Origin of the sequence: Hahella sp. HN01 (genome assembly GCF_018986435.1) — a bacterium.
Taxonomy (GTDB): Bacteria; Pseudomonadota; Gammaproteobacteria; order Pseudomonadales; family Oleiphilaceae; genus Hahella.
Genome location: NZ_JAHMIN010000008.1, coordinates 158,803 through 184,936 on the forward strand (window position 1 = coordinate 158,803; position 26,134 = coordinate 184,936).

The window sequence follows — 26,134 nt, forward strand, 5'->3', positions numbered from 1 at the left end:
TAATACCTTTGTCCAAAAATGGCGCCTTTATCTAAATTTGGGGCTGTTATTCGTCCGCATGTGCGCTTATTATATTAATGGTATTAAAAAGGTATTGTCTTCGATCGAACGTCCCGGATGCTTGCTTCAGAGGGCGTTGAATCAGCAGGAGATCTTATGCGCGTCATCATCGCAGATTCCCCGGAAGCAGTGGCCCGGATGGGCGCCGAACAGTGCATTCGTTTATTACAGGACAAACCGGCTGCGGTCTTGGGTCTCGCCACAGGCAGCACGCCCATTGCATTGTATGCACACTTGATTCAGCGGCGCCAGCAGGGAGAGGTGAGCTTCCGTCAGGTACGCACCTTTAATCTGGACGAGTACATTGGTATTGCCCCGCAACATCCGCAGAGCTACCGTAGCTTCATGCAGAAGCAGTTATTCGACCACATTGATATTCTTCCCGAGAACACTCATATCCCTAGCGGCATGGGCGATCCCATGGCGGAGTCCCGCGCCTATGAAGATAAAATCCATAGCGCCGGCGGCATTGATCTGCAGATACTGGGGCTTGGCCGTAATGGTCATATCGGTTTTAATGAGCCCACTTCCAGCCTGAGCTCTCGCACCCGCGCGAAAACCCTGACCCAGGAAACCATTCGCGATAACAGCCGCTTTTTTTCCGCTGACGAAGAGCAGCCGCATCTGGCCATCACCATGGGCATTGGTACGATCCTCGATGCGCGCAAAGTCATGCTGCTGGCGGCGGGCGCCGCCAAAGCGGATGCGGTCAAAGCCATGGTGGAAGGGCCAATCAGCGCCATGCACCCAGCTTCCGCCTTGCAGATGCATCCGTCCGCGCTGGTGATCGTGGACACGGAAGCCGCCTCCAAACTGGAGTTGATCGACTATTATCGTTGGGTGCAGAGCGAAACTTTACGCGTACAGGGGGCCTATTTGTGACGCAGCAACCTATGTATCTCGGCGTCGACGGCGGCGGCACCTCCTGTCGCGCCCGCCTCTGCGCCGCCGATGGCCGCCTCCTCGGCGAAGGCTTCGCAGGGGGCGCCAATCCGCGCCTGGGCCTTGACTTCGCCTACGCCAATATTATGCTGGCCACCCGTCAGGCGCTGACGGCGGCGAATCTGGATGACGAGGCGCTGCCTTATATTCACGCGGGCTTTGGTCTGGCGGGGGTCGCGCAGAAGAAAGAACGGGAACTGGTATTGAACCACCCTCACCCGTTCGCGGATCTGGCCTTGCTTACCGACGCACATACCGCCTGTCTGGGAGCCTTCAATGGCGCCAACGGCGGCATATTAATCATGGGCACCGGCTCCTGCGCCGTAGCCACGATAGATCATGAATTTCACTTACTGGGCGGCTGGGGTTTCCCGGTATCGGATTGCGGCAGCGGCGCCTGGCTCGGCCTGAACACGCTGCGTCACTCCCTGCTGGCGTTCGAAAGACTGCAGCCGGCCTCGGCGCTGACCGACGCCGTCATGCAGCGCTTCGACAACAACCAGGAAAACGTCGTGGCCTGGATGGATCAGGCCAAACCCAGAGATTACGCCGCTTTCGTTCCACTGGTGTTCGAGCACGCCCGCCTGGATGACCCCGTCGCTACGCAGTTATTGGCGAAAACCGCCGATGAAGCGGCGTTGATGATTCGCGGCCTGATTAATCTAGGCGCGCCCGCCGTCTGCATCATGGGGGGCCTGAGCGAAGCCATTGTCCCCTGGTTGCCGCGGGATATTACGCCTTACCTGACCTCTCCTTTGGGGGACGCGCTGGACGGCGCCATCTTACTGATCAAACAGAAGTCCGAGATAAGCGAATGCTAACAGCCTTAACTGATGGCCGGATTTTTACCGGCGAGACCCTACTCTCGCAACAAGCGTTAATCATCGAAGGCGGACGCATTCACAGCATCACGCCCGAGCATCAAATTCCCGCAGATGCGGTCCGTCTCTCTCTGAATGGAATGTTGTTGGCCCCAGGATATATCGATGTTCAGGTCAACGGCGGCGGCGGCGCTTTGTTCAACGACAACCCCAGTCCAGCGGTGCTGCGGGAAATGGGCGCCGCCCATCGGCGCTACGGCACCACCGCTTTCATGCCGACGCTGATCACCGACACCCGCGACAAAATGGAAGCTGCGGTGCGCGCGGTGGAAGCCGCATTACGCGAAGGCGCGCCGGGGGTGCTCGGCATTCATTTGGAAGGACCTTATCTGAACGTGGCCCGCAAAGGCGTTCATCGGGAATCGGTTATTCGTGAACCAGAAGCCGACGCCCTGCAGTTGCTCAGCAGCCTCGGCGACATTGGCGTCACTATCGTCACCCTGGCGCCGGAAAAAGTGCCGGAAGGCTTTGTACGCAAACTGCGGGAGCGTGGCGTTCACGTCTGCCTGGGACATACCGCCGCCAGTTATGAGCAGGTTCATCAGGCGCTGGCGGAAGGGGCGACAGGTTTTACTCACCTGTTCAACGCCATGACGCCGCTGCGCAATCGCGATCCTGGCGTCGTCGGCGCCGCGCTGGATGACGCCGACAGCTGGTGTGGCCTGATCGCGGACAATCATCATGTGCATCCAGCTACTATGCGTATCGCCCTGCGCGCCAAGGCTCAGGGAAAAATCATGCTGGTCACCGACGCCATGCATTCTGTCGGCATGCCGGGTGAAGAGTTCGAGTTGCTGGGCGAGAAACTGGTGCGCTGTAACGGTCGACTGGCGACGGAGCTAGGCGTGCTGGCGGGATCAGACCTGGATATGGCCACCGCAGTGCGTAATACCGTCAGCGCTATTGGCCTCGACGTAGAGGAAGCGCTGCGTATGGCGTCGCTGTATCCCGCGCAATTCCTGGGGATTGATGACGAGTACGGCCGTATTGCGCCGGGATATCGCGCTGATTTGGTATTGTTGAATGACCAATTAGAGGTCGAGGAAACCTGGATAGGCGGGGTGAAAGACTAAATACCTGGAGCGCCCCGCTGACGCCCCTTCCTACCCATACAGACTCTCAGGATGAGTGACGTCAGAAGATAGAACTGCTGGTGTAATGAGTGAGTAACTCCAGCGCCTTCTGGCCCAGCACTGAGTTGCCGTAGTTATCGAGTTCCGGCGACCACACCGCAACGGAGAAATAGCCGGGCAACACCGCCACAATGCCTCCTCCCACGCCGCTCTTGGCAGGCAACCCCACCTGATACGCAAAATTACCGGCGGCGTCGTACAGCCCGCAAGTCAGCATCAAGGCATTGACCCGTTTGTCCATGCGTTCGCCATGAAACTGTGTGCGGAAACTGGATTTACCTTTATTGGCCAGACTCTCGGTGGCGCGCGCCAGATCCAGACAGCTCATGGTCATGGAGCACTGCTTGTAATAACTGTCGAGCACTACATCCACTTCACCTTCCAGATTACCCAGCGCCTTAAGCAAGTTAGCGATGGCGGCGTTGCGATATCCCGTACGCGCTTCAGCAACATAAACTTCCGGGTCGTACCGGTTGAATACATTACCGGACAGCGACGCCATGAACTGCTCCAGACGTTTCACCGGAGACGCACTGTGATTAACGATGGTGTCGGTCACCACAATAGCGCCGGCGTTGATAAAAGGATTACGCGGAATGCCGTTTTCATTCTCCAACTGCAACAATGAGTTGAAGCGCATACCGGAAGGTTCGCGTCCCACCCGCTTCCATAAGTCGTCGCCCACGATGTCCAAGGCCAGCATAAGGGCGAACAGTTTGGAGATACTCTGAATGGAAAAAGGCGTCGAGGCTTGGCCCACCGTAAATTCATCACCATCGACAAAGCGAATCGCCATGCCGAACTGGCGCGGATTCACCCTCGACAGAGGAGGAATGTAATCCGCCGTCTTACCTACGCCATACAAAGGCGTCACCTCAGAATAAATACGCTCAAGCAATGCAGGGAGTTCGGACTTCTGTAACTTCATGGACTCAGCAATGTCAGGTTAATGTGCCGGGCCGAAAAATATAGGCGCCGCATCCAGCCCAGACAATGCGCGGATGTACGCAGTGCCGGGCGCTTAACTTATGCTAGGTCCCAGGTTGAGTCATTGCCAGTCCCTGGCGGTAAATCCTATCAGTTAAACTTTTTGGTCTTGCTGATCCGTCTGTACTGCAACGTCTACTGTCGACGGCTTGGGCGGTTCTGCAAAGTGAAGTCTGGCGCCATGCAAGGTCTTCTCTTTGCCCGTTGAGCCGTATTTAGAGTCAGACAATATTTCCGTCTGATTGCCTGAATATGAAGAAAGCCTGGATGTTTCCGCTAAGTAGCTTTCTTTGATGTCGCCTATCGCCCCCAGCCAGCCATATGAGGTATCGGAACCGGCGCGCTGCGTCGCCACTGCGTCCTGGTTATAAAATATATCTGACTCGATTTTGACGCCCTTTGTCTCCAAGTGAGCTTTCAGAGAGACAGTGAACGCTTCCAGGCGACCTTTACAACCATCACAGGGCCCCTCGTTGCCATGAAACTCCAAGCGAACAACATCTCCCTTTTGTAAATTGCCGCTGCCAATAATCTTGCTCTTCACCAAGTCTTGCATCTGCGACAACATCAACGCCTCAGCGTCTTGTTTGGAGACATTAGCTTCAAATGACGGAGTGTTGCGGGAATTATTCCCTTTATGAATATCTCCTCGTCCCGTTCCCCAGGCATCCTCTTTAGTGAGCGCCGTATTATCCTTAACCTGATCTTTGGTGTAAGTCTTGGCCGGACTATCCGACGAACCGCCAGCATCCCACATTTTAGTTTTGGTCTGCCCCCGTTCAGAAATCTTCTCCATGACTTGCGTATGGGCAACCGACTTCTGCAGTTCCGCGCCACTTCTAATGACGCTGACTCTGCCTTGCGACGTTATTCCCACGCCCTGGGAATGAGATTTTTCCAAATGACTCAGTTCCATAGAGTCTGAACGGCGCAGAGTGGGTAAAAGGTTATTCAGCGCGGTTTGACTCATTGAGCCTGCATTATCCGGAGCCGTGTTGGCGCTGGGTGGCGAGGCGCTCAAACCGGCATAAGGGTGTGAGGCCTTAGTAGTCTCATGCGTTACTACTTCCGGGGTCGCCCCGGTTTGGGTCTGAACAGATTGCGTTGAATGACTGACTTGCATAGCTTTATGCCTCCAGAACGCTTAAAAACGTTGGTAAAACATGGGTGGCTTATGCTCTGGCGCAGCCGTTTCCGCAAAAAAGTTATCCTGCAGTTCCTTATAGCTGTGGGTAGCGTAGGTAATGAAATTATTCAGGATATTGCCGAACAGGTCTTTGTCTAGAAATGCGACGGGAAAACTGTACTGCAGATATATTCGGTCCTCCCGGGTATCCAGACTAAATACGGCGCCGAGATTGTTATGAAAATAGAAGTTCCCTTCCAGCAGATGCTGCTGCAATTCCCGACGCTGATCATTCAGTTTCGGCATAAACTGCATTGGACTGGCGATAAACACCAGAGCGCTGTGCTCAGGCGCTTCAATCAGAAATTTGACGCCTTCAGGGTTTTCAAAAGCGCATATTCCGTTTTCATTCAGTTTCAGAAACGACAGATTCAACTGACTGGCGAGATCTGACAGTAACGCGTTGACGGTTTCCCGGGTAGACATAGTAGTGATCCTGCAGGTTGAATGAATATGAAGATCAAGAAATACGGGCGACAGTCTTAGCGGCTGTCATGGCGACTTTCTTGTTTTCTTCTCCCACGGTAGGTCCATCTACGACGCACATGATTGGAAACACATGCGGACTAATAACCAGTAAGAAACATCTTGCAGGGCAAAGTTGCGCGCTTGAAAACGCGATGGAAAAGATGACGGGCAGCTTGAATCGCTATCTCGATTTATCTATTGAAAAATGAAAGAAAAAAGGAGTCCGGAATAACTCCGGGCCCCTTTTGAGTGTGGAACACAGTTCGCACTGGGTGATTAAGATCAATCGGCGTTAAGTACCGAGTCGGCGACTCCCTGTGGCGTTTCCGCGTAGTGCGAGAACGTCATGGAGAAGCTGGCTCGTCCTGCCGTCATAGTGCGCAGGTCGCCGATATAGCCAAACATTTCCGCCAGCGGCGCTTCCGCGTTGATGACGCAGGCGTCGCCTCGGTCCGCCTGGACGAGGATCGAACCACGACGTCGCATGAGGTCGCCAATACAGTCGCCGACGTGGTCGCGAGGCGTCACAATCTCAACCGCCATCACGGGCTCCAACAGTCTGGGCGCCGCCTGCGACATGGCTTCCTTGAAGGCTTCCCGTCCGGCAACGCTGAACGCCAGCTGCGACGAATCCTGCGCATGGTAGGAGCCGTCCAGCAACACCGCCTTGAAGCCGCCGCTGGGATAACCGCCCAATATGCCAGAGCGCGCAGCCTGTCTGACGCCGTCTTCCACTGCGGGAACATATTCCCGCGGGATGGCCGCGCCGACGATTTGGCTTTCAAACTCGATGCCGTCACCGGCGATGGGTTCAAAGTGCATGCGCACTTCCGCAAACTGACCGGGTCCGCCTTTTTGCTTCTTGTAGACATAGTCCACAGCAGCCAGTTGCGTGATCGTCTCCCGATACGCCACCTGTGGTCGACCAATCGCCACGGCGATGTCGTAATCCGTTTGCAGTCGGTCCACCACAATTTCCAAGTGTAGTTCGCCCATGCCTGACACCAGCGTTTCTCCTGCTGCGCCCGTGCTGAGGCGCAAACTGGGATCTTCGCCAACAATCGCACGCAATGCTTCACCCAGACGATCCTGATCTTGTCTGGATTTAGGCTCGATCACGATATCCATAACCGGTTCCGGCGCATTGATGCGCTCCAGCACCAAAGGCGCTTCCGGGGCGCACAATGTATCGCCGGTCTGCGTGTGCTTCATGCCGACCAGCGATACAATGTCGCCGGCGCCGATACGATCACGCGCCACCTTACGGTCCGCGTGCATTTCGTATATGCGGCCAATGCGTTCATATTGACCAACATTGGCGTTCAACACCCGCGAGCCTGCTGCAAGCGAACCCCGATAAACCCGTGCATACGTCAAAGCGCCGTGTTTATCGTTCACCACTTTAAAGGCCAATGCAGCGAAGGCGCCTTCGATGTCCGCTTCCACAACCTGAGCGCCATCGACGGTTTCCACGCCTTTCACATCCTGCGGCGAAGGCAGGTAATCAACCACCGCGTCCAGCACCATCTGCACGCCTTTGTTCTTGAATGCAGACGCGCACAACACAGGAACGAATGCGCCACTGACAACGCCCTGACGAATCAGTCGTCGCAGATCATCAGTCTGCAAGGCGGCTCCATTGAGCCAGCCTTCCAGGAGCTCATCATCCAGCTCAACCAGGGTTTCTTCCAGTTGCGCCCGATAATGCGCAGCCTGTTCCTGATACTCAGGCGTAATGTCTTCGGACGAATATTTCCAGCCATCATCCGTGTTCCAGCGATGCAGGGTCATGGTCGTCAAATCGATCAAACCGACATAGATTTCTTCGACGAAGACCGGCAAGTGAACCACCAGCGGCCTGGCGCCAAGCCGTTCGCGAATCATATTCACCACGCGTAAATAATCAGCGCCGATGCGGTCCATTTTATTGACCAGACATATGCGCGGCACGCCGTACTGATCCGCCAATCGCCAGTTGGTTTCCGACTGCGGCTCAACGCCGGCTACGGAGTCGAAAACCACGACTGCGCCGTCCAGCACGCGCAACGAGCGATTCACTTCGATGTTGAAATCGATGTGACCAGGCGTATCAATAATATTGATGCGATGATCCCGCCAGCCCACTGTAACCGCCGCGCTGGCGATAGTGATGCCTCGTTGGCGTTCCTGAACCATGTGATCGGTGACGGTTCCGCCATGATGCACTTCGCCCATGCTGTGCAGAGCGCCAGTAAAGTGCAGCAACCTTTCGGTCAAGGTGGTTTTGCCTGCGTCAACGTGAGCGATGATGCCGATATTTCTTAACTTTTGAAGTTTCATAACAAACCTCTGAAAACCTGAAATCTCTCTTCCGGACAGGTTTTTCTGAATACGCCCGGAAGGTTTTACTCCCAGGGCGCAAGAGGCGTCATGGGAGCGTTAAGTTGTTTCCCGGTCTTTTGGCGTTCCGCGCTTACCCATTACAAAAACAGGACGAACAAGCGTGGAAAAAGTGGAAGCACCAAGGGATAGGCGCGAGAACTCCGGCCCTTGGGCTGGGACTATTGCTGCGATGTACTTGTCGTAAGTTCTCATAACGAAACCATTGCTTGGCGATGTTGAATAAGCGTCCGAAATTTTTCGGAACCGAAAACGAAAAAACCCCGGGAGGCGGAGGCCTACCGGGGTTTTTTCACACTGCAACCGGAGGCCTATACGCCTCCGCCAGCTATAGCGAAGGCTATGACTTCAATACCAAAATGCACGCGCTGTCGCGAACGATGGTGATCGCTCCGACACGGCCGCTGATGCTGGTAGTGGTGAATGTCATAACCTTGCTCTTCAGATAAATTCGTTTAGTGGGCGCGGATATTAACAAGCCTTTGTTTAGTATTCAATCCGCTTTTATCGAGAAAATGACAACGTCCAGAAACGCAAAAAGCGGAGCCGGAAAACCGACTCCGCTGTAGCAACGGGCTTATTGCGCTGCGTTGGCCCTGACTTCGTCGAAGGTCCATTCCTTCATCAGGTCGCCATTACGGAAGACTGTGACCAGTTGATCCTCCCGATTGCCCAGATCCTGCCGGCGCACTGTCTGAAAGCCGCCATCCAGGCCTTTAACCAGCGCCAGAAGTCCTTTCTTAGAACGCTTGCCCTGATCGGTGATAGGGTCTTTGTAAACATCTCTCCAGATGCCTTTCACGCATATTGCAGAGGCTTTCATCGCGAATTTCAAAGTATCCCGGTTCACCTTCTGCAGCAGCTCTCCACCCATGCCGAAAGCAATATTTTCAGCGCTTTGCTTGCGCGCTTTCATCGCCGCCAGAATGGCTTCGATCGTGTGCAAAGAGATGCCGTCGCCTTGAATCACCCGGATGCACGCAGGCAATACCCGGTATCCTTTGCTGTTGACGGTGAAGCCGAATTTCCGCATCAGTCGTTCAATGGTTTCGGTCACAATCGCGACAGGATCGCCACTGTCAGGACGCACTACCAAGGTGCCGCCACTGCGCTCAATCTTGGTTTTCAACGCTTCGCCCCAGAGGTTGTCGATAGCGTTCCACAAGTCATAAGAGTCGCTGACCACCGCCACCAGTTTGCCAGGCTCGGCGAACTGCTCCAGCATGTTGGCGTAGGCGTCCACTTCCGCTTCTTTGCCCCAGCTGGTAATAGTGCTGTGCTCCGCCGCAGGGATTGAGAAGCCCGCCATATCAGCGCCGTAGTAGCGTCTCGCCGCCATGATGCCGCTAACGGTGTCAGTGCCCATAAAGTTCACCAAGTGAGCGGCCCCGCCAATCGCAGCGGTTTCTTCAGAACTCGCGCCGCGAGCGCCAAAGTCGTGCAGTTTGAATGGCAATCCTTCGATAGTGTCCGCCGTTTCTTCCAGGTAACGCTTGATGATGTTGCGGCAGCTCCAGGATACGGTGGCGACCGTAGTCGGATACCAGACCGCTCTCAACAAAGCCGTTTCCACATAGCTGGTCAACCAGGCGCAATTGCGGTCCGTGTTGATCACCTGCACCATCACGTTTTTCACATCCATGACAGTCCCTTCCGGCGCAGCCTGGATTTCTATCGGCAGATAACCCTCGTGTTTATCCAGAATATAGCGCCAGCCTTCTTCATTGAAGGGAACGCCGTGGGCTTGGTACACCAGCTTGGCTTCTTCGATATCGTCCGCGTTAATCGGCTTGGTCAGATACTCTTTGATGAACATCTGCAAGCCGAAGAACACCGCCTTTTCAAACGCGCCGCCCCGTGATTCGATGTAGCTGGAAACCTGCGTGGCGCCAGCTGGGTACTGCAGGTAGTGAGAGGTTTTATAAGAATCTACGTTTAAGATAATGCTGTTTTTCATGACGGAAATCCTCCGGTCAATGTTTGGGTAAAGGGTGTTGCGGTCTATCCGCGTCCCTCGTTTGTCTTAATAATTTTCCGGTTAGATACCGGTCATTTCCTGAATGATGAAGTAGTGATCTTCATATAATTTGCCTGGGTCCAGTTCCGCCAGCGGCACCCACATGGCCTGTCTGGCGTCATCGCCGCCTTTCACTTTCGGCAGCTCGCTGCTTGGCTCCAGCTCAATGTGAAATGCATGAGTGATAGTGCGTCCTCTGGCTGAACGATGAGGATCATCGAACACTTGCTGCGCTTTGATTGAGCCCCTCAACACCGGCGCCGGCACTTTCAGTCGGGTTTCTTCCCGCAACTCTCTCAGGCATGCATCCAGTAATTTTTCATTCTGATCTACGAAGCCTCCCGGCAACGCTAACAACCCTTTACCGGGACGCGCTTTGCGCTCCACCAGCAGCACATGTCCGCTTTGTACGATAACCGCATCGACCGTTACAAAAGTGGGTGCATAGGGCGCGGCGCTCCAGGCGCGTTTGTACTTGGCGATGAAATCATGTTCGTATTTGATTTCCTCATAGTCTTCGCTGAGACAGAATTTCGCCAGTTTCTCCCGCACCGCTGTCGGCAACACCTGCGCGGCTTCGTCGCTATCCAGATAATTCAAACCACCGCGACGATCCGTCTGGTTAACGCCGAAAATCGCTTCTCTCACCGGCGTGGCGCTGATGCCATCCACGTTTTCTACTTCAACATTCCCCCATTGAGGGAACAACTTCAGGTAGAAAGAGCTGTGGTCCTTGCTGTGGCCAATCAATCCCACCTTGGCGGATTTGTGCGGCATGCCGTGATGAGCGGTGACCAGTCCCTGAACCGTGGACTGTACGTTTCTGACCCAGATCTCATCGTTGTAGACAATGTCCATCAGCGGCGCGATATGTACGCGTTGGCTATCTTCTTTGCTGAGGGCGCTGCGCACCATGTCTTCGCGTTCGCTGACGCTCCAGGGGTTGCGTGTGGAGCGGGGCTGATGCGCCGATCCGCATAAGACGATCATTTGACGCGCTTTACGCAGTCCCTGTTCAATCACCGCAAGGTGGCCGCGATGAAAGGGTTGGAAACGTCCGATAAATACTAAAAAGTCGTATTCGAAATTTTGCATATCAGCAATCTCCTTGCTGTCGTTGACGGGAACCCGGTCTTTCCAGGTCCGCTTAAATCTTTTTCTCCGTGGATTCATGAGTCCCATGAACCCTGTCGATGGATATATAGTGTCATAATGCCACTAAGTGGTCAAGCGCTTTTTTTATCCTCTTTCAGAACTTCCGTGACCTGCCGGATTCTCGCTTCCACATCGCCTTCCAACAGCACAAAATCAATCTTTCTGCGCTCCAGCTCCGCAATGATTTCCCGCTGAAAATCTCCGCGATTCACTTCCCCTGAACGATCCCAGGTATCTTCGTAGGGGATATCGTCAGCGCACAAAAATACGCGGTCGTATCTTTGCGCCGCCGCATCCGCCAAGCGTTCGAGCTCGGGCAATGCGAACCCATGATAATAATGAGCGAAATGACGCGTCGTCAGGGCATTGGTGTCTACAAACAAATAACTATCGCTATCCAGCAGCAGGTTCTCTTCCCGCTGCAGATGACCTTCTGCGATCTCCACCAGTTGCTTGGGGGTCAGACGTCTCTCAATCTGATTTTCCTCCCAATACTCCCGCCCGTACTCCGGCATCCATTGCGTATTAAAGCGCGCCGCCACCGCCTGCGCTAACGTGGTTTTACCGGTAGACGGAGCCCCCAGAAACACTACTTTCTTCACCAGGTCCCGGTACACCAGCGGATGCAGCCAGTCTCGGGCGGCGAAGGGGTTATTACGCACCTGAGTCGCGGAAATGGGTACGATCTTTCTGGCTTCATCCACTCGACAGTCCTGCGCGTTGAGATAACGGCTGACATGATCGCCGTAGAATTCACTGCAGAAAAAATGAGTCACCCTTCTGCCAGCCAGGCACTGCCCGATGTAGTCCTCCTGCTTCCGACATATCTCCGGCGTATCGCCCACTTCCTGAGGTCCATCCGGCGCCAGAATGACTTCTACTTGCGGGTACAGAGTTTTAATCCAGGACGCTCGCCGTTCCAGCGGAACATCAATCACATCAGGACAGCCGTAAATCATCACCAGCAGGTGACCCACCTGCTCCAACGCCTGTTCTATCAGATACTGATGCCCTTTGTGCAGCGGCGCGAACTTCCCTAACGTCAGGCCAACCCTGCGCTCCGCATCGAACTCAGGCTTTCGCATATTCCGCTTTCATCTCCAGCATTTGAGTTTGATAGCGACGCAACCAGACCATAAGGCCAGCGCTCGCCATAACAAGGAAGGTCGCGTAAAGAACCGTCGTCGGATACAGACCTTTCTGCCAATACACGCCGATGGCGACTATATCTACGGCAATCCAGAATCCCCAGTTGATCAGCTGGCGTCTGGACAACAACCATTGCGCCACCAGACTGGCGACTGTCGTGAAGGCGTCAGGGTATGGCAGCGACGCGTCGGTATAGGTAGACATGACGTAGCCCAGGCCAAAGCTGCCGAGAATGGCGACCGCCACCCACAGCAACGTAATCGGCAGGGCTGTAGGCAACACCACCAGATCATCATCCTGTCCCCTGCCCTGCAGCCAATACCACCAGCCATAAAACTGCATCACCACATAAATGCCATGGAGAATGAAGTCGGAGTAAAGTTTGGCGTCATAAAACACAATCATATACAGCGCCACCTGCACCAGCCCGATGGGCCAGCACCAGATATTGCGCCGAATGATCAGGAACACGCAGGTGAAGCCCGCCAGGGATGCGATAATTTCTATCGCGGAGCCGCCGAAGAAGCCGACCAAAAAGGATTGTATGTCCATGGTATTACTCTGGAGTTTGGATATGCTTTTATTGTTACAGCGATTGCGTCTGTTTTGACACCATCGTTCAGTGCCGCTAATATTAGTGGCCTAATGCCACTAATATTAGTATGTTTTTCAGGTTATGCAAGATCACGCCTCAGAAAAAGACTTTCTCGCCGCTTACAACATTCATGACTACGAAGTGCCTCTCACCTCCGTTGACATGGCGATATTCAAGCTCAGGGAGCAGCAACTCGAAGTGTTGCTGGTGAAGCGCTCGCAACACCCGGCCAAAGATACATGGGCGCTGCCGGGCGGATTTATCGACCTGAAGAAAGACAATGTCCTTGAAGACACCGCCCATCGGAAGTTAGTGGAAAAAACCGGGGTAAAAAGCCCCTACTTGGAGCAGGTCGCCACCTTCGGCGGCAAGCAAAGGGACCCTCGCGGCTGGTCGGTGACAGTGGTGTACTTCGCTTTGGTCGCCCATGAGGAGATCGATGTCGACCCCAAAGGCGCCAAAGAAGAAACGCGCTGGGTTCCCGTAAGCGAAGCCTTAAGCGACTATAAATTGGCGTTTGATCACAACGAGATTCTGCGCCTGTGTCGCGAACGGCTGACCAGCAAGGTGCAATACACGGCGCTGCCGATTCACTTGCTGCCTGAGGAATTTACGCTGACGGAGCTGCAGAAAGTATTCGAAGTGATTCTGGGCAACGAGGTGGAGAAAAAGTCCTTCCGTCGCCGCATCCTGGATGCGGATATTCTGGAGGAAAGCGGCGCCATGCGCACCGGCAGCAACCGACCTGCAAAACTGTATCGACTCAAGCGCGGCGTGGAGAATCATTTCTTCCCCAGAACCATCGAAGGACCGCGCAGTTAATGTCGGAGAGATGTAATGACTGAGAAGAAAACCATTCACTTTTACCTGGCCAACGGCGAATACGGATGCTTTTCCAATTTCTCCCGCGACCCGGTATATCTGAAAGACAAGCGCTGGCCTACGTCCGAACATTATTTTCAGGCGCAGAAATTCGCAGGCACTGAACACGAAGAAGCCGTGCGCATGGCGTCAAAGCCCATGGAGGCCGCCAATATGGGGCGCGAACGCACACGTCCCTTGCGGCCGGATTGGGAGGAAGTCAAAGACGACATCATGCGCGCAGCGGTCATGGCCAAATTCGTTCAGCATGAAAAACTTACTTCTATACTGTTGGAAACCGGCGACGCCGAGTTGGTCGAGCACACCGCCAATGACCGTTACTGGGCGGATGGCGGCGACGGTAGCGGCCTGAATATGCTGGGTAAAATTCTGATGGAAGTGCGCGACGCAATTCGACAAGGTAAGAGCAAATATGAAAACGGTCACTTTATTTAGACCCACAGGTCCGAATGAGCTGGCGTTGGTGGAAGAAAGCGGTTTTAAACGCTGGCCGCCGCGTTTACCGGAGCAACCCATTTTCTACCCGGTCTGCAACGAAGACTACGCCCGTCAAATCGCCCGGGACTGGAACGTCAAAGACTCAGGCGTGGGTTACGTCACTCGTTTCGACGTGGATGCGGAATACCTGAGCCAGTTCGACGTCAAAGTCGTCGCCGGTAAAGAACACGCGGAATACTGGATTCCAGCGGAGCAAATGGAAGAGTTCAACGATCATATTATTGGCGACATTGAAGTCATCGCCACTTACCAACGAGCAGAGTCATGAGCGCTGACAACCTCGACAAATACCAAGGCTGCCTGCTGGGCCTTGCGGTGGGCGACGCCGTGGGCACGACATTGGAGTTTCGCCCGCGCGGCTCTTTCGAGCCTATCGACGACATTGTGGGCGGCGGCCCTTTTGGATTACAACCGGGACAATGGACTGACGACACCTCCATGGCGTTATGCCTGGCGGAATCTCTGCTGACCAAACAGGGTTTTGACGCCGCGGATCAAATGACCCGCTATTGCAACTGGTGGCAGTGGGGCTATTTCAGCAGCACCGGAAACTGCTTTGATATCGGCAATACGGTGCGCGGCGCTCTCCAGCGCTTTCTGGACAGCGGCGAACCCTACTCCGGCTCGCTGGACGCGCATAGCGCCGGCAACGGCTCCATTATGCGTCTGGCGCCGGTCGCCATGTATTACAGCCCTCGCATCGAGCAGGTCGTGCAATACTGCGGCGAAAGCTCACGCACCACTCACGGCGCCGATGAGTGCGTCGACGCCTGCCGTTTGATGGGGGTCATCCTGCATCAGCTGTTGACCGGCGACGCCAAAGAGGATGTGCTGGAAGATCCCATGTACGTGCCCTACACCGACAAGGTGGCGCAGATCTCCATGGGGGATTACCTGAATAAAAGCGAAAGCGAAGTGCGCGGAACCGGCTACGTGATTGACGCGCTCGAAGCCGCCCTGTGGTGTTTCGCCCATACGGACAACTTTCAGGACGCAGTGCTGAAAGCGGCCAATCTTGGCGACGACGCCGACACCACCGCCGCCATCGTCGGCCAGTTCGCCGGCGCCTATTACGGCGTCAGCGGTATTCGCCAGGACTGGCTGGACAAGTTGCACATGCGCGACGACATCGCCGCCATGGCGGAGCAGTTGCACGCAGTGCAGCCAGCGAAAGAACCGCAGGCATAACGTCCGACATCTAGACAAGGAGTTTAGAATGCCACATCCCATGCAGGATAGCTGGTTCATGCCCACGCCCCAGGCGGGCAAATCGATCAGACTATTCTGCTTTCCTTACGCTGGCGGAAGTCCCAATGCTTTTCGAAGCTGGGTGAAGCGTTTTCCAGACGATATTGATGTCGTGGTGGTGCGTCTGCCCGGCCGAGAAAACCGTATCAGCGAAGCGCCTTTCAGCGAATGGCCGCCATTGGTGGAAGCCGTATTACAAGCGATTGTTCCCTATCTGAACCAGCCTTTCGCTTTCTTCGGCCACAGCCTCGGCGGCCGCGTTGTCTTCGAATTGACCCAACGCCTGCAATCCTATGGCGGGCCATTGCCGGAGCATGTGTTTATTTCCGGCTGTCGCTGCCCTCATCTGAGCAGTCGCCAGCCGTTCATACATCAGCTGCCAATGGAAGGACTGATCGAAAGAATCCGTCAAATGAACGGAGCCCCCGAGGCGGCGCTACAGGACCAGCAGCTGATGGCGCTGTTAGAGCCCATGTTGCGTGCGGACTTCAAGCTTTCCGAGTGTTGGAGCGGCGACAAATCGCAGACATTACGGGTTCCCATCACTGCTCTAAGCGGACAGGACGACCCCATCGACGCATCCGCGCGCATGCACGAGTGGGAAGATTACACCAGCGGTCGATTCCAATTGCGCACGTTCCCCGGGGACCACTTTTTCATCCGCAGCAGCGAACAGGAAGTCACAACCTTTATCAGCCAGGTACTTTTGGAAAACGCATTGCTTCCGGCTTAAGGCTGGACGCATGCGTCAATCCCTACTGGAATCGTTGTCCCAACGCCGCTAAACTTTTGCGTTTTCCACATCAGGTTTACCCAGTTCACATCGGATACGGTCATGTAATGGCGATCGCACCCTCAATATCAGCTTTTGCTACGGCGTCTTAACTGACGACAGTATTGCTTCGTCTCTTCTTCAGCGCATAGCAAGCTGACTCTTTTGAATCTTCGCAGGACGTTTTCTTGTGGAGGAATCAATACGGATTTTGTTTTTGAGGAGGCGGTATGTTTATCCGCAAATATCCCCGTACGCCCCACCTGCAAGGGTCACGGCTGCAACCGGGGGACAGCGCATCGGATCAGGTTCCCTATTCGCAACTGGCCGGGCGTTATCTAGTCATCGAAGAAAAACTCGACGGAGCCAACGCCGGCGTCAGTTTCGACGCATCCGGCGCACTGCGTCTGCAAAGTCGCGGGCATGTGCTAACCGGCGGCGGACGCGAGTCGCAGTTCGCGCAGTTTAAGTCCTGGGCCACGGTGCATCAGGAGCGTTTGTTCGAAATTCTGGGAACCCGTTACACCCTGTACGGGGAGTGGATGGCGTCGAAGCACACGGTGTTTTATGACCGCTTGCCGCATCTATTCGCTGAATTCGATATTCTCGACACCAAGACGGGCGAATTTCTCTCCACATCGGCGCGTCGACGCATGTTGAAGGATTCACCCGTGCTTTCCGTACCGGTTTTATATGCCGGACTGGCGCCCAAGCGCTTGGCGGAACTGCAAAAACTGGTGCGCCCATCACTGGCGAAAACCACCCGATGGCGCAACAGCCTGGAGCAGGTCGCCCATCAGGAAGCGCTGGATTTTGATCTGGTTAAACGGCAGACCGATGACTCGGATTTGTCTGAAGGCCTGTATATCAAGATCGAAGAAAACGGTCGTACAGTCGGCCGCTTGAAGTGGGTGCGCCATGATTTCATTCAGGCCATTCTGGACAGCGGCAGCCACCACCTGAACCGGCCTATTTTCCCCAATCAGTTGGCGCAGGGCGTGGATATGTACGCCCCGCAGCTAACCTTGAAATGGGAGGATCTCGGCCATTCTGAGCCGGATTCTCAGGAGCCGGGCGCCACAGAGGAAACATGCTCATGATCAGCTATCAGCAACTCCAGAACGGGATGCCCGCCGATGGCGCCGAGCCGGACTGGCGCGCACTGTGGGAAGGCCTGCCTGATTTGCAGCCCTTGGCGAGCACGCCCCAGGACCCGTATTACCATGCGGAAGGGGACGTGTGGACGCACACCAAAATGGTAGTGAATGAGCTGTTGGCGGGGGAAACCTATCAGCAGGCGGATGCGGAACAGCGCTTTGTGCTGTTCTACGCCGCCCTGTTGCATGACATCGCCAAACCGGCCACCACTATTGTGCGCCCGGACGGCGGCGTCGGCAGTCCCCGACACTCCCGACGCGGCGCGGTGGACGCCCGGATACTGTTGTGGCGCGCCGGCGTTCCTTTTGCCTTGCGGGAACGTATTTGTCGCATTATCGCTCAGCATCAGGTTCCGTTTTTCATCTTCGACGACCGGACGCAGCGACGCCCCGAGTTTCTGGCGCATCGCATGTCCTGGGAGGTGAGCCTGCAGGAGCTTTATGCGGTGGCGCTGGCGGATATGGGCGGCAGAACCTATGAGAAAAAAGCGGACAGCATCGCTGATATCGCACTGTTCCGTGAGCTGGCGCTGCAAGAGTCCTGCTGGGAGCAACCCCGCGTCTTTCCCGACGAAGTAGTGCGTCAGCAATACTTTCGCTCCGACGGCGCCACAGCGGCGGATTATGGATACCAGCAACCGGAAGGCTCCGAGGTGGTGTTGTTATGCGGACTTCCCGCCTCAGGTAAGAATACCTGGGCGAGCCGGCATCGACCTGACTGGCCCACCGTCTCCTACGACGACGCCCGTGAGGAGATGGGCCTCAAATACGGCCAGAATGAAGGTAAGGTGGCTCATCACGCCATTGATATGGCCAAAGAGCATTTACGGCGCAAGCAGCCCTTTGTGTGGAACGCCACGCACCTGTCCCAGGAAATGCGCAGTAATGCTCTGGACCTGTTGTACGCCTACCACGCAAAAATCCACATCGTCTATCTGGAGGCTGGAGAGAAAACCCTGCGCGCCCGCAATCGCAAACGGGATAGCACGGTCACCGACAAAGTGATCGACCGCCTGTTATATCGCTGGGAAATCCCATTGCCAAGCGAAGCGCATTGGGTGGAGTACGTGGTGGTGGATTGATGGCGGCCAAATAAGTCCAACCAATGCATCCCGTTTATCGCTGGATGCATTGAGTCAGACCCATGAGCTCAGGTAACGAGCTCCCCCTCTTCAATCCCCAAAAACCCGCCGGTCTGATGCGCCCATAACTGGGCGTAGATACCGCCGCTATTGATCAAGTCCTGGTGTGAGCCCTGTTCGATGATCTCACCGTCATCGAGCACAATCAGGCGATCCATAGCGGCTATTGTGGAAAGACGATGCGCGATGGCGATAACGGTTTTACCTTCCATCAGTTCATACAGACTGCGCTGAATCGCTGCTTCCGCCTCGGAATCCAGGGCGGAAGTGGCTTCATCCAGAATCAGGATCGGCGCATCTTTCAACAGGACGCGGGCGATGGCGATACGTTGCCGCTGTCCGCCTGAGAGTTTCACACCGCGCTCGCCGACTTGAGCATCGTAGCCTCTCCTTCCCTGAGGGTCCGACAAGGAAAGAATAAAGTCGTGGGCCTCGGCTTTTCTAGCGGCGGCGATCATCTCTTCTTCCGTGGCGTCGGGGCGACCATAGAGAATGTTATCCCGTACAGACCTGTGCAGTAGCGAAGTATCCTGGGTCACCATACCGATATGCTCACGCAGACTCTCCTGGCTGACTTCGCTGATATCCTGGCCATCAATGAGAATACGTCCCTGCTCCAGATCGTAGAAACGCAGCAGTAGATTCACCAGAGTGGATTTACCCGCGCCGGAGCGCCCCACCAGGCCGACTTTCTCGCCGGGCTTGATATCCAGGGTAAGTTGTTCGATGACGCCCTCGCCTTTGCCATAGTGAAAGCCGATTTTGTCGAACTTGATATGCCCCTTGGCCGCCTGTAGCGTCGCGGCATCGGGTCGATCCGTCACTTCCTGCGGTTTGGACAAGGTATTAATACCATCCGCCACAGTGCCTATATTTTCAAACAAGGCGCTGACTTCCCACATGATCCACTGCGCCATGCCGTTCAGGCGCAAAGTCAGACTCACGGCGATAGCTATCGCGCCTACCGTGATAGCGCTCTGAGTCCACAACCAGATCGCCAGTCCCGTTATGACGAACGTCAGCAGATAGTTCAGGGTATGCACACTAACGTTGACGCCTGTTACCAGACGCATCTGCCTGCGCACAGTAGTAAGAAACCCCTGCATGCTTTCCTGTGCGTAATCCGCCTCCCGCTGGGTGTGGGAAAACAGTTTTACGGTAGTGATGTTGGTGTAACTATCGACGATACGGCCCGTCATCGCAGCGCGCGCGTCCGCGTTTTTCATGGAGTTACGCTTGAGCTTGGGGACAAAGTAAAGCTGCAGGCAGATATAAGCGCCCAGCCAAACCATCATGGGAATCAACAAGCGCTTATCCGCATTGCCGATCATCACCAGCATGGTGCTGAAATACACCAGTACATACACCATGATGTCCAGCAGCTTCATCACGGTTTCCCGCACCGCCAGGGAGGTTTGCAGCACCTTGGTGGCGATGCGGCCGGCGAAATCATTCTGATAGAAAGACACGCTCTGCTTTAGCAAATAGCGGTGCGCCTTCCAGCGAATCTGCATGGGATAATTCGCCAGCAATGTCTGATGAATCAACAACGCCCGGAATAAGACCCCAATAGGCAGGCCCACCAGAACCACCAATGTCATGATCAGTAAACGGCCGCCCTCCTCCTCAAACAACGTCTCAGGATTCTCGTCCACCAGCCAATCCACCAGCTGCCCCATAAACCCAAACAGGGACACCTCCAAAAACGCCAGAAACGCCGAGGTCAGAGACATCAGGAATAACGGAACCTCCATTCCCCGCGTGTAATAACGGCAAAACGCGAACAAGCCGGCGGGCGGCTGCTCCGGTTCCTCAGGGGGAAAGGGCTTAATAAACTTTTCAAACAAACTCAGCATAGAAACAATCCACATCCATCGGATCAAACAACAGGGTTATCAGTGTGCAAAGCAGCGAAGAACAAAGAGCGATCGGCGCAAGCATGGCGCCCGGAAAGTGCGGCGTAAAGCCAGAGACAAATCAGATTAACCAAGGATGGAGGCAAATGTAAGGCGGGTTATTGCTTACCGAAACTCTAAGTGCAAGCCCTACGGCTGCAAGCCAATTCTCTCAATGCTGGGGCTCTACCTTTACCAGATTGGTAATGAGTTAATTACGCGCTATAAAATGAATAGAAGTAATCGTTATACTCTAGCATCAATGACACGGACGCAATGAAGAACTGTTCCGGGGTAGCTCAGTATGTAGAGCGCTCGGCTGATTTCCGAGAGGGCGCTGGTGCAAATCCAGCCCCCGGACCCATCCATAAGACTGGATATGCCAAGTAACAAAAAGCCTGAAAAAGACACAATAACCATTGATGCTGCTTACCCTGAATTTCAGCTATCAAAGGCTCTGCAAAATAATCTTAGCAATCCGTCCCAAAGCTCAGGGCAGAAAGTGGCGCGATGGGAGAAAATTCTCGCGAGCATGTATTCTGGCGAGTTGAATATAGGTTCTCGCACTCCCGTCTCCAATACGCCTGCATGGGTGACATTGGAAGTCGCGACTGGCGGATTTGCGACTGGGAATTTCTTAGCCGGAGCGCCGTTAACGGAGAACGAGATTGCCTTTGCGAAAAAGCTATCGCTTCCAATAAATACAGAAACACGGGCCGCCCTGAACAGTTACTTTTTAAGCGAAGAGGGCGTAAATCTCCTAAATCAACATATCTCTGAGGGCCGGTTTTCCATCAGCGTTCCAGAGGAAGGAGCCTTGGCAATTGTTGCTTGGCTGCTTGAACACGGAGATGTGTCTGGCGCTAAATCGATTCTTGCAGAAATACTTCCTTTTTTCTCCGAACTAAAGTTCTATCCCAATCTTTCCGGTCAGTTTACTGCAAGTAATGGATTTGTATTTCTACAACCTGTCAGATCAGCCATAGAAAAGCTTAATAAAGTCGAAGCGAATAAGCGCATCACCGCACAAGAAGAAGCAATCCGAATTTGGATTCCTTTATATGACCAACTCGTCGGACTGCTCATTGAAACCGTGGAAAGTGAATTGCCTTCAGTCAGGGTGGATGATGCAGGAAAGCCAGTACGAGACCACCTCGGCCACTATGACCTAAAAGGTGGGTTTCCTGGTAAGACATTTCCTGCGGGCTGGACTGAACGCGCCACATCATTATCCGGGCGCCATGAACAAATGGCTTCGCAACATATTTTAGGCAGTCGAAGATTGAAAGCCGGTTCAGCCCATGCGCGAATGTTGGCTTTTCTTAGACAATGTATTGATAGCCCAACAACACTGCATGAACGGGATCGCGGATATGTTCGTTTACACCTGGCGCGCTATATCGCCAAACGAGGCGCGCCTGGAGAGGAAAAGCAACTTGTGTCACGACTCAGGCAGTCTCAGCAGTGTAGACCAGAAAAATACCATGAAATTGCAAAAATCCTGGTACAGCGATTACTACCTCTTCCCCAGGATAAAGGACTTGAATGTGTCAGGCGCGCCATTGCCCCCATCGCTTCAGATGAATCGACGCACAACGCTCCTGCTGGATCATTGATCCCCCGATATTTAGCCAAGAAAGTGGAACGCACCCAAATCGCCACTATCTACCAGCTTATACAGCAAGGCTATATCACCTCTGCGGATACTATCGCTAACGTATTACCGCAATTGTCTGCAAATATAAGAGCTTCCTGCTTTGACGATTCTGGGCTGAAGAATATTTACTCAAGTATTTATCAGGCTTTTCGGCAACGCCGCTCTTTGCTGCTCATTAACTTACAAAACCAAGTTCAGCTGACTGAGCTTCCGTGGATTTCAAATGTAGAGAAGTACCGTAATACCAAACCAAGAAACCAAGAGTTAGCGATAACTATTCTGTCGGATATAGTGATCTTGGCCCTTGTAAACTTTCCTTATTCTATTCTTCCAAATAAGTTGCTTCAGGAAATTAGAAGCTTGGCTGACCAGGCAAAGCTCAAAGTTCCTATTGTCGATGAAATAGCCGCCGATATTTTCATGGGCGAGTTCACTCAGAAGTATGCGAATGCCTGTGAATACGCCGCCGAGCTGCTTCAGGACACACTATATGCAAGGTACTACAACGTGGACTACTCATCTTTTCTTAAGAATACGTTGTTTGGCGGCAGAAGCATGACTGCTAAAAACTTTTCCAACCTATGTTCAAAACGCGCTGGCGCTCCTGGGAAGGGTTGGAGTGTAGCCAGCAACGCCGTCATTATCGAGCAACAACAGATCTTAACCACGCAAAACCTGGCGGTACTGTTTCAGGCATTGGGGCTAAAGACTAAGTTGGGAGAAAATCTCTCACTTATGGTGAAAGACTGCTTTAAGTGGGTATGTAGACGCCAGCAGTTAAAAATGGATAGTAACCATGCTGGACTGAACATAATGAAAAAAAGCGCTTATGCGTGGCGACAAATGATTTTTTTCCTAACACAGCTGCCACCTGAAGAGCATCATGACCACGTATCCTGGATGCAATCGCATTTGTCGGAACAAGCGCCTGAGTTCAGGGTGCGGTTTGCTCCCGTAATGACTGGTCTTCAGTTAGCTGTGAACGGTCAGCGCCTGCAAAAGACAGATTCAGAGACGATACAATTTTTAGGTTGGGCGGTAGGGAAACATCCTTTAATGTCAACGTACATTCCCTAACTCCGTTTACTTTCAAGCTTAACAGAGCGGAGGCGGCAGTCTCCCGATCTGCCTCACCGCCTGTACGGCGCTCAATTCGCACCATATTCAATACATCAACTAAACTCCGTCCCACCCTTCCGGCACAAATACGCCGCGCTCACGGATTTCAGACACACGCGGCCGAGTTCCGGGTCGCGTCTTTCTTTGGTCGGAGTGATGACGATGCCTTCGCGGATGTGATCGGCGTCGAGTTCGGTGGCGCCATCGGTGAATGCTTGCATGACTTCCTGTGAGAACGGGCCGCGATAGAGAACAGGGGCGGTTTGTACGCCGAGTTGCTCCGCCATCGCCTGCAATTCGTCGAAGTCGTGGTAGCGTTGAGCGCCGCGGTAGCCGCTGGCGAGGGCGAACAGGCGGAAGCCGAGTTCCTTGCCATACGCCAGATCCTGAACGCCCGGACCAAATGTCTCACCCAGGATGAACAAGGGCTCATCTTCCACCTGCAATTCACCGCTCGCCAGCAAGGCGTCGATCACCGCCACCATGCCGGTAGTGGCGCGTACGTAGACATTGGCGCTGTTGCCATCGGTATTGGCGAGCACCAGGCCTTTGGCGCCCAGACCTTTGGAAAAGATCAACACGTTGCGCTTAACGCCGAACGCCTCTTGGCGAGCGTCTTTTTCCGGCAGAATGGCGACGCCAGTGAATGTGCCGTGCAGTTTTTCGGTGAAAACCACTTCTTCACCGTCCTGCAGAATATCTGGATAGGACTTCCAGTTTTCCACATCAAAATGGACCGTTAAGCGCTGTCCGGCGTTGAAAATGTCACCCGCCATGGAAGTAGGAATCGGCGGCTCATATTTTTGCACGCCCAACAGCTCTGCAACGCACTGGCCCTCTTCCACCGGGCTCAAGCGCATCAACTCAGAATCCCCGTCGCTGTGTTCAATCACGGCGGTGTCGCCGTCCATACGCACGGGATAGCAAACACCTTGGCTCAGCTCACCGCGCAGTTTGATCGCAGTAATACGATTGCCGTCTTTGCCGTTCAGACGTCCAACGCCCTTCTCGGCGTTCCAGAAATTCAGTTTTTTCAATAGCCACTGCGGCAACAGCGAAGCCTCTGGGATGTAAGCGATCAGGTCCCCGGCTTGGAACTCGCCTTTCTTGACGATGGAGCGATAGCCGTCGATTACGGCGAACTCAATGGCGTCCGCATTCGGGTGCGGCTCAATTTGGCGTATACGTTTTATAGGTACAGAAAATTTAGACATAAAAATTAAGCGTGCCTGCTTCATTCCCGGCGAACAGCACAAACGGCGGGATACTAAAAATCGAAAAGAGGGTGTGCTTTTGCATGGCAATCTGTGATTGCGCCCCGCATTGTATGCGTTGCGCAAAAAATCTTCTAACTATTACTGTGACAGGCTTCCGTAAACCAAAAGCAAAAGCGCATCTTTGCGAGTTGAACGCCCCACTTTCACGCACGGCGCCAACAAGAGTAGACTTGTTCCTTTTCGGGATCAGGCAGAGGCTTTTTCAATGAGTGATTCGGCATATCAAAACCATTTATCTATCCTGCGTAAGCGCTTTGATCAGGCTCTGCTTGAGACGGATTTCGACGGCGTCATCCTGGCGTCAGGCCGCTTGACCTATTATTTTGGCGACGACCACTCTCACCCCTTTCATCCCTACGCCATGGCGCAACAGTGGGCGCCTTTCGATCTGATGCCGGATGTGTTTATCCACCTTCAGCATGGCGAAACGCCGCGCCTGTTATGGCCGGCGAAACAGGATTTCTGGCACGTGGTGCACGCTGTTCCAGAGGGCGGTTGGAGCGATCAGTGGCGCATAGAGCCTGTGAGTTCCCTGCAGGAATGGCTGCCGCAGATCAGCGGGAAAACCGCCTGGATCGGCCCGGAATATAACGAGGCGCCGGGGCTTAACCCGAATCTGAGCGTCAACCCGGAAGCGCTGCTGCATAGACTGAATTATCAACGCGCCTATAAAACCGAGTTCGAAATTGATTGTTTGTGGCGCGCCAACCAGGCTGGCGCCGCAGGGCATAAAGCCGCCCAGGCTGCATTCCTGGCGGGTAAAAGCGAATGCGACGTTTACCGGGACTTTCTCGCCGCCAGCGGCCAGCTATCCAACCAGGAGCCCTATCCCGGCATTGTGGCGCTGAATGAAAATGCGGCAGTACTGCATTATGAAAAGAAAAACCCACTGCAACCGGAGGCCGTGCGCACGCTGTTGATTGACGCCGGAGCCGCTTTTGGAGGATACGCCAGCGACATCACCCGCACTTATACGGCGGGCCAGGGCCTGTTTGCAGAGCTGATCGAGCGGGTCAACACACTGCAATTGTCCATCGCAGCTCAAGCCGTGCATGGCAGAGCCTTCAGCGAATTGCATCAGGCCACCCTGGCGGGCGTCGCCAGTATTCTGCATGACACCGGTATTTGCTCACATGGCGTGGAAGCGCAGCTGGACAAGCGCATCCCGCAGGTATTTTTCCCGCATGGTCTGGGTCACTTACTGGGTCTGCAGGTGCATGACGTAGGCGGCCATCAACAGGATAAAAACGGAACCCTGCGTAAACCGGACGAATCAGCGCCCTTCCTGCGTCTGACCCGAACGTTGGAAAAAGACATGGTGATCACCATTGAGCCGGGGCTGTACTTCATTCCCATGTTGCTCGATAACATGGTGAACAATATCGCCGGACATGGTTGTGATTTAGACCTGATCGCCACCTTAAAACCTTACGGCGGCATTCGCATCGAAGACAATGTGGTGGTGCAGGAAGGACGCAGCCGCAACCTGACCCGCGAGGCGTTCGCCGAACTTCAGGCTTAACAGTCCGCTGGCG

22 protein-coding genes and 1 tRNA gene are annotated in these 26,134 nt (G+C 54.3%); 13 read left to right on the forward strand and 10 right to left on the reverse strand.

What is annotated here, in order from left to right; all coding sequences use genetic code 11:
• Positions 1-156: 156 nt before the first annotated feature.
• From nagB to nagA, 3 genes are read left to right on the forward strand one after another with little or no spacing between them, the layout of a single operon-like run.
• Positions 157-942, forward strand: a complete 786-nt coding sequence (gene nagB, locus KP814_RS10170; RefSeq protein WP_216736674.1) for a glucosamine-6-phosphate deaminase — start codon at positions 157-159, stop codon at positions 940-942.
• On the forward strand, positions 939-1,823 hold the full coding sequence (locus KP814_RS10175; protein ID WP_371824047.1) for a BadF/BadG/BcrA/BcrD ATPase family protein: 885 nt from the start codon (positions 939-941) through the stop codon (positions 1,821-1,823). The genes nagB and KP814_RS10175 overlap by 4 nt, the downstream gene beginning before the upstream one ends.
• Positions 1,817-2,956, forward strand: a complete 1,140-nt coding sequence (gene nagA / locus KP814_RS10180) for an N-acetylglucosamine-6-phosphate deacetylase (RefSeq protein ID WP_216736675.1) — start codon at positions 1,817-1,819, stop codon at positions 2,954-2,956. Before KP814_RS10175 ends, nagA begins: the two co-directional genes overlap by 7 nt.
• Positions 2,957-3,017: 61 nt before the next feature.
• Here nagA and KP814_RS10185 read toward each other — a convergent pair whose 3' ends face one another.
• From KP814_RS10185 to pnuC, 8 genes are all read right to left on the reverse strand, one after another.
• The gene (locus KP814_RS10185) at positions 3,018-3,944 is read right to left on the reverse strand and encodes a glutaminase (protein WP_216736676.1); all 927 of its coding nucleotides are present in this window, start codon (positions 3,942-3,944) and stop codon (positions 3,018-3,020) included.
• Positions 3,945-4,097: 153 nt separating this feature from the next.
• Positions 4,098-5,126, reverse strand: a complete 1,029-nt coding sequence (locus KP814_RS10190; RefSeq protein ID WP_216736677.1) for a hypothetical protein — start codon at positions 5,124-5,126, stop codon at positions 4,098-4,100.
• A gap of 21 nt (positions 5,127-5,147) precedes the next feature.
• Positions 5,148-5,615: a CesT family type III secretion system chaperone gene (locus tag KP814_RS10195; RefSeq protein ID WP_216736678.1), complete on the reverse strand. Its 468-nt coding sequence runs from the start codon at positions 5,613-5,615 to the stop codon at positions 5,148-5,150.
• A 324-nt stretch (positions 5,616-5,939) separates the two neighbouring features.
• Positions 5,940-7,976 carry an elongation factor G gene (fusA, locus tag KP814_RS10200; protein WP_216736679.1) on the reverse strand — a complete coding sequence of 679 codons (2,037 nt, stop codon included), beginning with the start codon at positions 7,974-7,976 and terminating at the stop codon, positions 5,940-5,942.
• 637 nt (positions 7,977-8,613) lie between these two features.
• Positions 8,614-9,993, reverse strand: a complete 1,380-nt coding sequence (locus KP814_RS10205) for a nicotinate phosphoribosyltransferase (protein WP_216736680.1) — start codon at positions 9,991-9,993, stop codon at positions 8,614-8,616.
• 81 nt (positions 9,994-10,074) lie between these two features.
• A complete protein-coding gene (locus KP814_RS10210) occupies positions 10,075-11,148 on the reverse strand; it encodes a bifunctional nicotinamide-nucleotide adenylyltransferase/Nudix hydroxylase (RefSeq protein WP_216736681.1) in 1,074 nt (357 codons plus the stop codon).
• A 131-nt stretch (positions 11,149-11,279) separates the two neighbouring features.
• On the reverse strand, positions 11,280-12,293 hold the full coding sequence (locus KP814_RS10215; RefSeq protein ID WP_216736682.1) for an AAA family ATPase: 1,014 nt from the start codon (positions 12,291-12,293) through the stop codon (positions 11,280-11,282).
• Positions 12,280-12,909: a nicotinamide riboside transporter PnuC gene (gene pnuC / locus KP814_RS10220; protein WP_216736683.1), complete on the reverse strand. Its 630-nt coding sequence runs from the start codon at positions 12,907-12,909 to the stop codon at positions 12,280-12,282. The genes KP814_RS10215 and pnuC overlap by 14 nt, the downstream gene beginning before the upstream one ends.
• 124 nt (positions 12,910-13,033) lie before the next feature.
• On the opposite strand from pnuC, the gene KP814_RS10225 reads away from it, so the two are divergent.
• The 7 genes from KP814_RS10225 to KP814_RS10255 all read left to right on the forward strand — a co-directional run bounded on the left by KP814_RS10225 (position 13,034) and on the right by KP814_RS10255 (position 18,591).
• Positions 13,034-13,774 carry an NUDIX domain-containing protein gene (locus KP814_RS10225; RefSeq protein ID WP_216736684.1) on the forward strand — a complete coding sequence of 247 codons (741 nt, stop codon included), beginning with the start codon at positions 13,034-13,036 and terminating at the stop codon, positions 13,772-13,774.
• A gap of 15 nt (positions 13,775-13,789) precedes the next feature.
• On the forward strand, positions 13,790-14,269 hold the full coding sequence (locus KP814_RS10230; protein WP_216736685.1) for an NADAR family protein: 480 nt from the start codon (positions 13,790-13,792) through the stop codon (positions 14,267-14,269).
• On the forward strand, positions 14,247-14,600 hold the full coding sequence (locus tag KP814_RS10235) for a hypothetical protein (RefSeq protein ID WP_216736686.1): 354 nt from the start codon (positions 14,247-14,249) through the stop codon (positions 14,598-14,600). Before KP814_RS10230 ends, KP814_RS10235 begins: the two co-directional genes overlap by 23 nt.
• A complete protein-coding gene (locus KP814_RS10240) occupies positions 14,597-15,520 on the forward strand; it encodes an ADP-ribosylglycohydrolase family protein (protein WP_216736687.1) in 924 nt (307 codons plus the stop codon). Before KP814_RS10235 ends, KP814_RS10240 begins: the two co-directional genes overlap by 4 nt.
• Before the next feature lie 28 nt (positions 15,521-15,548).
• The gene (locus tag KP814_RS10245; protein ID WP_216736688.1) at positions 15,549-16,313 is read left to right on the forward strand and encodes a thioesterase II family protein; all 765 of its coding nucleotides are present in this window, start codon (positions 15,549-15,551) and stop codon (positions 16,311-16,313) included.
• A 269-nt stretch (positions 16,314-16,582) separates the two neighbouring features.
• On the forward strand, positions 16,583-17,452 hold the full coding sequence (locus KP814_RS10250; protein ID WP_216736689.1) for an RNA ligase family protein: 870 nt from the start codon (positions 16,583-16,585) through the stop codon (positions 17,450-17,452).
• Positions 17,449-18,591: an AAA family ATPase gene (locus KP814_RS10255; protein ID WP_216736690.1), complete on the forward strand. Its 1,143-nt coding sequence runs from the start codon at positions 17,449-17,451 to the stop codon at positions 18,589-18,591. Before KP814_RS10250 ends, KP814_RS10255 begins: the two co-directional genes overlap by 4 nt.
• A gap of 68 nt (positions 18,592-18,659) precedes the next feature.
• Here the strand turns inward: KP814_RS10255 and KP814_RS10260 are convergent, their stop codons facing one another.
• A complete protein-coding gene (locus KP814_RS10260; protein WP_216736691.1) occupies positions 18,660-20,507 on the reverse strand; it encodes an ABC transporter ATP-binding protein in 1,848 nt (615 codons plus the stop codon).
• A gap of 327 nt (positions 20,508-20,834) precedes the next feature.
• On the opposite strand from KP814_RS10260, the gene KP814_RS10265 reads away from it, so the two are divergent.
• Positions 20,835-20,910 (forward strand) — tRNA-Ile (locus tag KP814_RS10265).
• Positions 20,911-20,925: 15 nt separating this feature from the next.
• Positions 20,926-23,280, forward strand: a complete 2,355-nt coding sequence (locus KP814_RS10270; protein WP_216736692.1) for a hypothetical protein — start codon at positions 20,926-20,928, stop codon at positions 23,278-23,280.
• Positions 23,281-23,375: 95 nt separating this feature from the next.
• Here the strand turns inward: KP814_RS10270 and KP814_RS10275 are convergent, their stop codons facing one another.
• Entirely contained in the window at positions 23,376-24,536 is a 1,161-nt protein-coding gene (locus tag KP814_RS10275; protein ID WP_216736693.1) for an RNA ligase (ATP), read from the reverse strand.
• Between the two features lie 268 nt (positions 24,537-24,804).
• Between KP814_RS10275 and pepQ the strand changes: the two genes are divergently transcribed.
• On the forward strand, positions 24,805-26,121 hold the full coding sequence (gene pepQ, locus KP814_RS10280; RefSeq protein WP_216736694.1) for a Xaa-Pro dipeptidase: 1,317 nt from the start codon (positions 24,805-24,807) through the stop codon (positions 26,119-26,121).
• The last annotated feature ends 13 nt before the right edge of the window (positions 26,122-26,134 follow it).